General features: G+C 38.3%; 9 protein-coding genes. 4 read left to right on the top strand and 5 right to left on the bottom strand.

The features are described 5' to 3' along the window. Positions 1–119 precede the first annotated feature (119 nt). On the top strand, positions 120–551 hold the full coding sequence (locus tag WNY98_RS08515) for a hypothetical protein (RefSeq protein ID WP_342877635.1): 432 nt from the start codon (positions 120–122) through the stop codon (positions 549–551). 196 nt (positions 552–747) lie between these two features. On the opposite strand, the gene WNY98_RS08510 is transcribed toward WNY98_RS08515, so the two are convergent. After that, on the bottom strand, positions 748–1,938 hold the full coding sequence (locus WNY98_RS08510) for a PQQ-dependent sugar dehydrogenase (protein WP_342877634.1): 1,191 nt from the start codon (positions 1,936–1,938) through the stop codon (positions 748–750). Here WNY98_RS08510 and WNY98_RS08505 point away from each other — a divergent pair. Next, the gene (locus tag WNY98_RS08505; protein ID WP_182197894.1) at positions 1,923–2,375 is read left to right on the top strand and encodes a hypothetical protein; all 453 of its coding nucleotides are present in this window, start codon (positions 1,923–1,925) and stop codon (positions 2,373–2,375) included. The genes WNY98_RS08510 and WNY98_RS08505 overlap by 16 nt on opposite strands. 102 nt (positions 2,376–2,477) lie before the next feature. Here the strand turns inward: WNY98_RS08505 and WNY98_RS08500 are convergent, their stop codons facing one another. From WNY98_RS08500 to WNY98_RS08485, 4 genes are all read right to left on the bottom strand, one after another. Next, a complete protein-coding gene (locus WNY98_RS08500) occupies positions 2,478–3,677 on the bottom strand; it encodes an Nramp family divalent metal transporter (protein ID WP_182197893.1) in 1,200 nt (399 codons plus the stop codon). Between the two features lie 402 nt (positions 3,678–4,079). Continuing rightward, the gene (locus tag WNY98_RS08495; protein WP_342877633.1) at positions 4,080–5,342 is read right to left on the bottom strand and encodes a valine--pyruvate transaminase; all 1,263 of its coding nucleotides are present in this window, start codon (positions 5,340–5,342) and stop codon (positions 4,080–4,082) included. A gap of 135 nt (positions 5,343–5,477) precedes the next feature. Continuing rightward, complete coding sequence (locus tag WNY98_RS08490) at positions 5,478–6,137, bottom strand: glutathione S-transferase (protein ID WP_342877632.1); 660 nt, start codon at positions 6,135–6,137, stop codon at positions 5,478–5,480. An 11-nt stretch (positions 6,138–6,148) separates the two neighbouring features. Next, a complete protein-coding gene (locus tag WNY98_RS08485) occupies positions 6,149–8,440 on the bottom strand; it encodes a peptidase U32 family protein (protein WP_342877631.1) in 2,292 nt (763 codons plus the stop codon). Between the two features lie 506 nt (positions 8,441–8,946). Between WNY98_RS08485 and WNY98_RS08480 the strand changes: the two genes are divergently transcribed. Next, on the top strand, positions 8,947–10,056 hold the full coding sequence (locus WNY98_RS08480) for an endonuclease/exonuclease/phosphatase family protein (protein WP_342877716.1): 1,110 nt from the start codon (positions 8,947–8,949) through the stop codon (positions 10,054–10,056). Positions 10,057–10,469: 413 nt separating this feature from the next. Continuing rightward, entirely contained in the window at positions 10,470–12,674 is a 2,205-nt protein-coding gene (locus WNY98_RS08475; protein WP_342877630.1) for a tetratricopeptide repeat-containing diguanylate cyclase, read from the top strand. Positions 12,675–12,831 lie beyond the last annotated feature (157 nt).

Here is a 12,831-nt window from a genome sequence, read left to right as displayed (position 1 = left end):
GAGTAAAGTGTAATCTAATAAAGAATCAAACAAGGGCTATTACAATTGGCTTTTGGTAAAGCATTATATTTATAGTTAACTACTGGTCGCTAATAATTGACGGAACAAGGAATATTAAAATGGATAAAATGTCAGTTCACATAACCTCTAAACCTTTAGAAACTTACCCGCAAAAACAAACTTTAAAGGTGGTAGCTGATGAAGTAACCGAAAAAGCGACTATGCACAAAGCAGCGGTTCAAAGTGACCAAGTGGATATATCCGAAGAAGGAAAAGAAAAAAGTCTGGAAGATCAAAATCGTGAAGCGTTACGTAAATTATCAGGCAATGAAGATGCAAGTCAGGCATCACAATCTGAAGAAGACCCACTTGATGAACAGATTGCTGAAATACAAGAAAAGATAGAAAAACTACTACAGGAAACTGCATTATTACGCAGTAAAGATGATGAAGAGTCACAAGCTAAAGTGAAATTACTAGAAGCCGAAATTACCGGGCTTAACACTCAACTTATTGAATTATTGAGACAGCAATTAGAAGCGGGTAAATAACAAGCACAGTAAGTATATGCAAAGGGAATTGGAGACAAGAACGTTATTAATAACATAATAAAGACGCTCACCTTAATCTTAAAACTAAAGGGGTTAACCCCTGATCTTACTGATCAAATTACTTAATTAACCAAAGTGGCTTATTGAAAGCCGCTACTTACTTTAAAAGCGCAGCGGCTTTTATTTGCTTTATGAATTAGTTTGCTGCCATCAACATTAGCTTTGCCTCTTTACCGTCTGTTAATACCGCGACGTTACCTTTATCAGTTATAAGCACATCTCTTAACCTGCCTGCGGCCTTGGGAAATACGTGAGACTGCGTAAATTCACCATTGGCCAGATTAACGCTGTAGAGCTTTTTATCGACTAGCGTTGTGATTAGCACATGTTGTTGTAATGAAGTAAAAGCTGCATGTTTAGAGCCATAATACGCCATGCCTGATGGCGCTATTGATGGCGTCCAATTAACACTTGGTTTTTGCATGCCTTTATATTCGGTAAAGGGTGAAATACGCGCTTGCGAGTAATCTTTGCCATAGGTGATTACCGGCCAGCCATAATTTGTCCCAGCGGTTAAGTAGTTTAGCTCGTCACCGCCTGCAGGGCCGTGTTCGTTGCTAACAATTTGCTGCGTATCGTAATCATAAACTAAGCCTTGAGGGTTACGGTGACCAAGTGAGTAAACAGCATGTGCATTTTGGTTTTCGTGATTAATAAATGGGTTGTCTGTTGGGGTGGTGCCATCTAGGTTTATACGTAATATTTTACCAAGTTGGCTTGTTATAACCTGTGCTTGCTCTCTAAAGTCAAACCCATCGCCCGTTGAAACTAATAACGTATTGTCGGGTAGGATAAGGGCGCGTCCTGCGTAATGTTGTGGTGTGTTTTTATCAGTCGCTACTTTATAAATAACGTTAGGCTTTGAAAAGTCAGTGCCATTAAACGTGGCTTTGGCAACAACCAGCCTGTTTGCGCTTGCATCACCTTGGGCATAGGTAAAAATAATTTCTTTTGAGTCGTTATAATCTGGCGATAATACAATGTCGAGTAAACCACCTTGGCCCGCAACGTATAAGCCCTCAAGGTTTAATTTTACTCTTGATTGCGCGTTGTTTTTAACTATAACTACATGACCATCACGCTCTGTAATTAACCATGTGCCGTTTGGTAGTTCAACCATGCTCCACGGAGACTGTAATTGTGTAGCCAGTATTTTTGTACTGTATTGCTCCTTTGGTAACGCAACATCTGCATTAACAGAAAGCGAAAAAAGCGAAAGCAGAGTAAAAATAGAGATATATTGTTTACCGGGCAAGCCTTTGCTAGCATAACTAGTATAAGAGAAAAGCTTTATTTTAAGTTGAGATAACCATGTCGTTTTTAACACGTATATTGCCTTCATTTTTAGTTTCTTGGTTACTTACATTCACACTTGCTAGCTTGTTTCATAGCCAATACGTTGTCAATGAATTAGTTAATGTAGGTGTAGTGGTGGGCTTTAGTGATCGGGCTAGTTTAACGCTTGATGATTGGTTAGGCTTGCTACCTACCTACGGGGCTATTATTGCTGTGGCACTTGCCATCGCTTTTTTTGCTACAACAAAGCTTAATAAAAAGGTTCAAAAATACAGTACTCAGCTATTTGTTATTGCTGGCATTGTGGCATTTGCTATTGTGTTAATCGCCATTGAATCAATTATGAATATTCATATTATAGCGGGCGCAAGAGGCTGGGGTTTTTATGCTCAACTGCTTGCAGGCGCGGTAGGTGGTTTTGCGTTTTCGCAATTATTTAAGACAGCTAAAACCCAAAAAGCGTGTTGATGTGTGAATATAAGTACGGTTGATACGTTATTTGATGATTAACAAATAAAGGCCGCTGTTTATTGTAAACAGCGGCCTTTAAATATGGTTTTTAGAGTTTAATTAAAAAATTAAACTAATTAGTTTGTAGCTACTTAGCCCAAAAATTAGGATTAAAACGGGTAGGGTGACTAGGTTTAAAGCCAAAGAGTTAGTGTAGTTTCCCATAACCCCTTTTTGATTAACCAGCCATACAAGGTAGGTGCTAACAATAGGGAGTAATAACCCGTTAGCCGCTTGTGCGAATATAATCACCGCTACTGGGTCTAAACCTAATGAGGCCACCGCAGCACCAAACAATAAAATAATAATAGCAACGCCTTTAAAGCGTAAGTTACCCATATCGTTTGACCAACCTAACATGCCACATACGGCGTAAGCACCGGCAAGAGGCGCTGTAATAGCACTTGTTAAACCTGCCGCAAATAAGCCAATAGCAAAAAAGTAATGAGCGGCGTCGCCAAGTAATGGCTCTAGCTGCACGGCCATGTTAGCCGCACTAATTTGCCCCGCATCGGTGCCATAAAATGCAACTGAAGCAGTAGATAAAATAGCTAAAGTGATTACACCGCCTAAGGTGATTGATAGGCCTGTATCAACATTTGTTTCTTTAATCATTTTTTGCATATCGCTGCTACTGTCGTGTCTGGCAGCGAGTACGCCGGAGTGTAAAAATAAGTTGTACGGCACAATGGTCGTACCGACTAATGCCAATATAGTTGTAATAGAACCTTCAGGCATACTAGGGATAAAACCAGCAAATACATCAGCGAGCGAGGGGGCAGCCATTACAAGTGTTGAGATAAACACTAAACTCATTAAAATAACGAGTAAAATTAGCGCGTTTTCAACCACTTTATGTTTGCCGCTATACAGTAAAGCAGCACTTAAAAAAGCAATAAGTGGTGTCCATAGTTGGGAGTTAATTTGAGGGAATATTTCAATTAACCCCATGCTAGCGCCACTTAAGTTACCCGCTTCATAAGCTGCACTGCCTACGCCAATGGCGCTAATAACTAAAAATATCGCCAAGGATTTAAATAAAGGCGTTTGAATATTAGCTCTAAGAGCTTGTGCTAAATCTTGCCCGGTAGTAACGCCAAGGCGCGCCGCCATGGATTGTAATAATATAGTGGCAATTACTGAAAACAGTAACGTCCATATAAGTGCAAAACCAAAGTTTGCACCTGCCACGCTGGCGGTAGTAATGGTCCCTGGTCCAATGAAGGCAGCGGTGACGAGTAGTCCTGGTCCTAATCGCATAATTGACCTTAATAGTGCTATTGCATGTTGCTATTTAAAGTTACATCTAACGTTTAAAACTGATATTTATACGCGATGCCTGTTGTGTTATTGCTGCCACTTAGATTAAGTGCCCTGCAGCGATGTCGCCTCTTGGCTGGTTCTTTTTTACCAGCATATGCTAAAAAAGGTCGCGTAGGATACCAATTTATATATAAATTTAAAGGGGATACAATGCGTTTGCATGAATTTTAAACGAATAAGTGGTGCGAGTAGAGGTTACACGCGAAGTCTCAAAATTTAGTTAATGCTTACCGCATAAAAAAGTACAATATTTTATGCAGTAAATCACAAGAGAATGTATAAGCGACGCAAGTTAAATGACAGATGCCGATATTGCTATTAATAACAATATCAATGTATTTACTTTATTAGTGCTTTGATTGCTTCTAAGCCTTTTTTTAGTGTACTTGCATCGGTAGCATAGTTAATACGAATACACTCGTGTTTGTGTGGCCAGCTCTCCTCAATGCCGATAAAAAAGTTGTGACCAGGGATCACATACACGTCTTGCTCTTTCAGCTTTTGATATAACACCTCGCTTGTCATTTTTGCGTCTTTAAACCACAGCCACATAAAAAATGCACCTTCAACTTTGTGCAAATAAACAGGCAGTTCAGCAAATACTTCATCAAACAAGTCAATCGCTATGTGTGCCTTATTACGATAAAAAGGCAGGACAACATTACGGCACAGTGGGAGTAGTTCGTTGTCGTTAATTAAGCGTGTCACTAAGCTTGGACCAATACTATTTGGCGATAACACCATGCTGCCATTTACGCGGCCAATTGCTTTAATAATCTCATTGTTTGCAACCACAATACCGCTGCGTAAACCCGGTAGGCCAAGTTTTGAAAGTGACATACATAAAATAATGTTTGAGTTCCACGTTAGGTTTGCATCGGTGTAAATACAACCTGGGAACGGATCGCCGTACGCGTTATCAATAATGAGTGGAATGCCATATTGCTTAGCGAGCAAATCAAGGTGTTTTACTTCATCGTCAGTAATTACATTACCCGTTGGATTGGTAGGGCGTGATACGCACAGTGCGCTTATGCTGCTGTCATTTGCTAGTACTTTTTCAACTGCTTTAAAATCAATGACGTATTTAAACTGTTTTGATGCACTACCTGTATTTAAAATTTCGATATCAGGCTTTATGGCAACAAACATATCAGTCGATAAACCTTGATCGGCATAACCTATGTACTCTGGCGCAAGGGGAAATAAAATCTTTTTATGGCTGCCATCCGGCATTTCACCTGCCAACATATTAAACAATACAAAAAAGTTAGCTTGGCTGCCATTACCAAGTGCTACGTTATCGGCGCTAATATCCCATGCGAACTCTTTACTTAGCTGGCCTGCTAATGCAGCTCTAAACTCGTCGTTACCAGTCGGGCCGTCGTAAAGGCCAAATACCTGCGATACCTTGTTACTGGCAACGAGTTTTTGTAATTCACTTAAAAAAACCTCATTTACTTGTGGTACTAATGCGGGGTTACCGCCACCGAGCATAACAATATTAGGATTGTTGCTGTTTTTAGCACCGCCTAAATCTTCCATTAACTGAGTAATGCCGTTGGGTTGTGTGAATTTAGTGCCGAAGTTTGAGTAGTTCATAATGCATAGCGTTTGTTAGTAATGGGGAGGGCAGTATAGCGTAAATAAAGGGCTTAAATCCGATGATGAGAATAATTCAATGCTTAGCTTTGTAGTTGGCTATGACAATAAAATTTCTATAAAACAAAGGCTAAGTTAAGATTTTTTAACGCCGTATAAAAACTCTTCGCCGCAATCCATATACAAATCAAATTTGGTCATAACTTTGGTAAACATGGGGGCGTGTAAAAACTCGTTTAACCAGGCGCGCATATGCGTGTATTCACTTTGCAAGTACCAGTGTTTATCTACACGGGCAAACTGTCTAATAAATGGCAGCAGGGCATAATCGACTAGGCTTTTTTCATTGCCCATTAAGTATTTATGCGTGGTTAGTTTTGCTTCAAATTGCTTAATAAACTCTTCGCAGGCTTTTTGGTAGTAAATTTGTGCCATGTCTTTTGTGCGAGCATAAAATTTGTACTTTTCGAGCACTGGTTTAAATTGTGTGTCGTTTAACTTAATTAATTCAAGCATGCGCTCAAGTGCTAATGGGTTTTGAGTAGGCAGTAAATTATGCGGATCGTTTTGCTTTAAAGCCCACAGCATAATATCTAGGCTTTCATCTATAACTTGATTATCCGGCAGTAATAAAACAGGCACCGTGCCTTTTGGTGATATTTTCAAAAGATGCGGTGGCTTGTTTTTAGTTTTAATAGCGCGTAGTAGCACGTGTTGCTCTGCCATTAAAATACCCATTCGTGCGCGCATTGCGTATGGGCAGTGTTGTAATGAATATAATAATGGCAGTGTCATGTTTACTTACCTTAGCTATTTAAGCCTTCAACATATTGCTGACGTGTTTTTACTTTTACCATGTTATTTAACTGATCGACCGCGTTTGTTTGCCCACTAATTAAATCTTGAAAATGGGCAAGTAACACGGCTTTATCTAGCCTTTCTTTATCGCCTGAGCCAATGTCGGTTAAATCAATCATAAACTCGTCAAACTTGTCAGCGTAATCGGTCACAATATCCATATTTAAAAATTGCTCATGGTTATAAATGCTCGGGTAGCCGCCTTTTTGTTTATCAATGGCAAAGCTAATGCCTTTAACATTGGTAACGGTTGTTTCTTTTTTACAGCTCAGCATACAGCTTGCGTCAATACGTGGTTTTTTACAGCCTACGGTTTGCTGGAAAAAACACTGACGGCTGGTCATCATTAGTATTGGATGATAAATGCTGTACATCATTTTAAAGTCGTTAGGGCGTTTAATACTACGCATTTGCTGTTTGTTAATCTCGTTTGAAATAAACGCGCCTTTAGCATTTAAATCCTCTTGTAGCGTTAATAATGCATAAGAGTTTGTGGTGTTTAATAACGGGCCTGCAATCCAGTCAATACCCATTTGCACTGCTTTGTATGCTACGCCTGTGTTATTACTAATAATAAGTTTAGGTTTTACAACCTCGAGTAAACGTACAGCTTCTTCAAAATCTTTACCAATTAGTACCGCTGGAAACCACGGAATTAACTGCGGGTGTTCTAAAAATACATTTATGTATTTATCGTTATCGGTTCTAAAGCTCTCAGGTAATTTAAAGTAAACGTCACCATCTGTTAAATTACATAAGTGAGCGTCTTTTATGTCCGATATTAAAATAGAAAGTGTAGTTATATTTTCGGCTTTTTCGTGATTCACTAGTTTAGGTAATTCAACTGGCGCTATAACGTCTTTCCCTTCGTTTAATAAAAAAGCGACTTGCTTTTTAATACGCGCTAGCTCTTTAAACGGAATGCTTAAGTTGTCGCCGAGGTTTGTGTAATCCATATTTTTAATTTCAAAATTGGCATTACTAAACGTTTTAAAGCGCTTATCAATGGCAGCAATATCAACAACTGATTTGTCGGCTATTTGCATAGGCATTTGCGATTGAACTTCAAAGCGTAGAGGCTCTTTTGCGTTTTTATTTGAAAGCGTAATATCGTTTTTATCTTCAATAATTATGTTTACAGTGAATGGCTGATTTAATTGCCCTGTAAATTCTAATGAAAGCTCGCGCTTTGAAATATCTAAAAACTCAATTTTCTTTTTAACTAACGAATCAATTTCACTTTTTTGGGTAGAAAGCTCTTGTTGCGCATCGTAAATTTGCACTACCGAAATCGCGTTGTTTTTTTCGTTAGCGTGATCAAAGCTATGGTCTCGCGGATTGTCGGTAAACATGTTTTTGGTCATGTCGCCGGTTAAAAACTTATTAGTAAAGTTACGGTTAAACACTTTATATAAGCTTGAATCGTCTTCAATTAGGTTACCGGTTTGTACAAAGGTATCTATTTGTTTGCGCCAGCTGTCAATAACCGTATGTACGTAGTTAGCGCCTTTAATGCGGCCCTCTACTTTTAACGAATCAACGCCTGCGGCTACCAGCTCTGGTAGGTCAAAATACGCTGAATTATCTTTTAAGTTTAATGGGTGTTTGTTACCCATTGCCGTTGGCTCGTATTCATCACGACACGCTTGCGAGCAGCGACCACGATTACCCGAGTTACCTACACTTACTGAGCTTGAATAACATTGCCCTGAAAACGCAATACATAATGCGCCATGTACAAACACTTCGGTTAGTACGTCGCATTTGTGCGCTACGTCGGTCAATATTTTAATTTCAGTTAAGTTAAGCTCGCGCGATAAATTTACACGTGTAGCGCCAATGCGCGCTAAAAATTCAACTTGCGATTCGTTATGCGTAGTTAACTGCGTTGATGCGTGAATATGCAAAGTAGGAAAGTGTTTTTTAACAATGTTGAACAACCCTAAATCTTGCACAATTATGCCATCAAGAGTTGTATTTACTAGCTGATTTAACAGCTTAAATAGCGCACCCATTTCGTGCTCTAATATTACCACGTTAAGCGTTAAAAAAATCTCACAGCCGTATTCGTGGGCTAAGCGAAGTGCGCCGTTAAGCTCATCAAACGAAAGATTAGACGCTCGGTTACGTGCATTAAAGGTATCTAACCCACAATAAACCGCATTAGCACCGGCTACAATGGCGGCTTTTACCGCGTTTACATCACCGCCTGGGGCTAATAGTTCAATCTTTCTACTCATGACAACTTCACTTCGCTCATATTTAATTGCCGCGAATTTTATCTGGTTAAGCACGTTAATGCTATTTATTGAGGGATATAATAAAGACTAATACCAATTCGCTTAATTAAGTGATCTATTTTGAGGCTGGAAAAACGTGTTGATAGCTAGACAAAAAAATCGCTATTTAGTCGTTCTCGGCAATTGCTCCTGCATTGCTCTACCTTCTGCATCCATGCAGTCGTAAATGAGAATTTTTTAACACAGGTAGCGACACGTTTAGCCCCGCAAAATGATTAAGTATTATTGCGGATTGGTATAGAATACAAGAGTGTATAAAATTACAATTAAGCTGGCTGATTTATTACGTAAACATGTAATAAAATGATAGTTTATAAGCAAGCTAGACTTTCAACTTTACTTAGGCGATACCCATCAGCAATCAAGATCTTAAACAGTTAGATACAGATTTAAATATTCAAGAATCTGTTATTACTAATACCCATCTAAAAATAGCCACATTTAACCTGTTTAATTACCTTGAGCCACCCAATGCCTACTATGAGTTTGAGAAAATTTATACCGCGCAGCAGTGGGCTAAAAAGCAGCGTTGGATTGTTGATTACTTAACGCAGCATGCGCCTGATGTAATTGGTTTTCAGGAAGTGTTTAGTATTGATTCGTTAAAAGAGCTAGTTGCTGAGCAAGGCTATAATTACTTTGCGGTGGTTGATACGCCAGAGGTGATTGACGATTTTATTTATAAACGCCCAGTGGTGGCGATTGCTGCTAAATACCCCATAGTTGAAGTAGCAGCGGTTGAGCACGATAGTGAGCTTGCAAATGCGCTTGGCCTTAATAGTGAGTTTACCTTTAGTCGCAAAGTACTAAGAGCAACTATAACGCTGCCGCATATAGGTAATACTGATTGTTATGTGGTGCACTTTAAATCTAAGCGCCCAATGATTAATGTTGATGAACACAATAAAGAGCTTGCACCTGAGCAAAACATAATCGAAATTTTAAAAGCGAATGTAGCGGGCGGGTGGGGCTCAACTATTCAGCGTGGCAGTGAAGCTACATTACTAATGATACAAATGATTACTCGCCGTGAAGCTACGCAGCAACCCATGCTATTAATGGGGGACTTTAATAATGAACTTGCGGATGGCGTATTAAGCCATTTACTCACAAATAAATTACGCTTTGCTCCTGCGTTCGATGCTAAAACCTACCTTGCTAAATATTGTTTAAATGATTCATGGGATCTGTTTGTTAAGTCGCAGCTAAGTATTGATGAGGTTTCTAGCGATGAAGCAATAACAAACGATGTACAAAGCGATTGTGATAGTAGTAACAGCGAGATTGCTGATTCAGCGGATAAAAGCCAAGTAAAAAATATAAACCTAACAAAGCCAGCACTGTTAAGGGCGCCAACACATTACTACGGCGCAAGCAGCTCTGTGCTTGATTACATTTTATTGTCGTGTGAGTTTGACGCTAGTTACGATGACAGCTTTTTTGAAGTCAGTAATTATAACACTTACGATAGGCACTTAATAAATCCCGAGTATGAACGTGATGATTTAACTACCGACCACGGTGTTGTATTGGTTACCCTTAAACTAAGAAGCTAGGTTTTCTCATCTAATAACTTACAGCGCACGATTAAGCTAAAAAAAGAATTAAGTTGCGATATGCATAATTATGCTAAAATCATAAATTAGCAATTACTCATATTGCAGCGAAACTTGACCTGCAGTCTTTATGTGTATATTTTATCGCCAGAATTTTTGCATTAAATTAATAACAAATCACTAAAATGGTAAATATGGAATTTTACACTCACTCGTATCACACGCGAAAGATGGACTTAATTTCGCAAGTACACTGTTTATTCGTAAATCGAATTTATAATTCTAAATTTTTAGTAAAAGCTTTGCTTTGTGCTTTGTTTATTAGCTTAAGCAGCGCTTACGCGCAAGAAACTACCTCATACAGTTTGATCAACGAATCCAGCGAAGGGCTACTAAAAAGAGCCGAATTACTTATGGATACTGACGTCATAACAAGTATCGAACTTAGTAAAGAATTGTTGTCACAAGCGCAGAGTGCCGATGACACATTACTCAGTGCAAAGTTGCATAACTTGTTAGGTAAAGCGAATAAAAAAAATAACAATATTAATGAATCGCTTCATCACTATTCACAATCCTCTGTTTATTACAGCAAGTTAAATGATGCTAATAACCAAATAAAAGCCTCTATTAATTATATAAAAATATTATTAGATGAAAAACGATATGACGAACTTGCTTCAAGCATTGAAACTTTGTTACCTACAACACTTGTGTATGGCGATGAGTTTTTTATAGCGCAAGTACTTCTTACTAAAGGGGATTCGTTTTATGACCAAAAAAAATATATTGATGCAAACGCACAATACTCATCTGCTTTAAAGTATCTCGTTGATGAGGATGAATCTGTACAAAAAAAGTTAGGTGAAACATATAAAAAATTAGCTCAGTCGTATAAACGGCTTAAAAATAGAGAGCAAACGGCTTATTTTTATACCAAAGCTTTAGGGGTATACACCAATTTAGGTGATTTAAAGTTGATGGCGCGCACATTAAATACACTAGCAGAAGCGCAGCGCTATTTAGATAATTTAGTTTTAGCCCTTGATTACTCCACTCGCGCATTAGAAATACATAAAAAAATTGACGACCCTGTTGGCTTTGCTAAAGCATTATTAGGTGCGGGTATTATTTATCGTCATATTAACCTTTACGAAAAATCACTCGAGCATGTAAATAAGGCATATTTATATTATAAAAAAGTAAATAACGTGCTTGGGATTGCTAAAACATCGAATCAAATGGGACTGCTATATACGCGATTAAAGCAATTTGATCAGGCCGAGCTTTTTTATCAAATAACCATTGATTTACCAGAAGGTATGGTTGAGGAAAAAACGCTGGCAACGGCTTTGAGAGAGATGGCTGTTATTAACTATGAATCTGGCGACTTAGATTCGGCGATGAAATTTGCACAAAAAGCTTACGTAACTTATAAAGCTGAAAACCTTAAGTCTTACATTTCCATAACGTCGCGGATTATTGCTAATATTTATCGCGCTCATGGGGATAAAAATAAAGCTATTGAGTATTATAAAGAGTCATTATCGGTCGCGAGAGTAACGGGTAATAAACTTTATGAAATAAAGTCGCTAACAGCGCTAGCCGCGATTTTAATTGGAATTGATACAAATGAGGCGATTATTTTACTTAAAAGATCACTCGCTTTATCAACGCAGATAGATGATAAGTTACATATGCTATACGCTTATCGTGAAATTCGAATAGCCGAAAAGCTGCGTGGGCGCATAGACGAGTCACTTCGTTACGCGGAAGAAGAAATAGCCCTGACCGAAATTCTTCAAAACGAAAGAGACGAAAATAAGCTTGCTCTTGAAAAAGCACATTTGCATTCTCACAAGATGGAAACAGAGCTGGAGACCTTGAGAGAAAAAGAAAAACTCCATCAACTTGAGCTTGAAAAGAAAAACAATGAAATTGAAATATCTGACCAAGCTAGGGTTATATCAGAGCTAGAGCTTGCAAAAAACAAATATGCGAGTATTGCGCTCGCATTTTTATTAGCTGCTTGTTTAGCTATTGTTTTACTGGTTTATAGAAGTTTTATTGCTTCTAAAAAACGTAATGAAGAGTTGGACTATTTGGCTGCAAGAGATCCTTTGACCAATTGTTATAACCGTCGCATTTTATTTGAGGTTATGAATCGTGACTTTTTGAATTTACCTCAGATTGAAGAATATTGTATTTTAATGGTCGATATCGATCATTTTAAAAGTGTTAATGATACTTATGGGCATAGCATTGGCGACACTGTACTTTGTGGCGTTGCTGAGCTGTTACAAGCCAATATACGTAAAAGTGATCGTGTTGCTCGTTTTGGTGGCGAAGAGTTTTGTATTATTTTACCCAATACAACTCAAGAGCAAGCAATTCGGATTGCTGAGGCAATTCGAATTAAAGTAGAAGAAGCAATCTTTGATGAGATTCCTGTTACGTGTAGTTTTGGGGTTACCTCAATCAAATTTAAAGCCAGAACTCCTTCTGAGTTAATTGAGCAAGCTGATTTAGCTCTTTATGAAGCTAAGTCTTTGGGTCGTAACCAAGTTGTATTATGGGATGCTTCGTTTGAAGAATTTAAGCTTTTTAGATCGGAGTAAACCCAACTGTATATGGCTCAGTTTTGATTTCATTTTTAAAATCATAACAAGTAAATTTTATACAACGCTGTGAGTTACTTACATATGTGATTGGGCTGAAAAAATTAATCCTTCAAATATCAAGGTATTAACTTTGGCTTTGATATTGCTCCCCTAA

Origin of the sequence: Pseudoalteromonas sp. AS71 (assembly GCF_038900275.1) — a bacterium.
Classification (GTDB): Bacteria; Pseudomonadota; Gammaproteobacteria; order Enterobacterales; family Alteromonadaceae; genus Pseudoalteromonas.
This window is presented reverse-complemented; position numbering and strand designations above follow the sequence as displayed.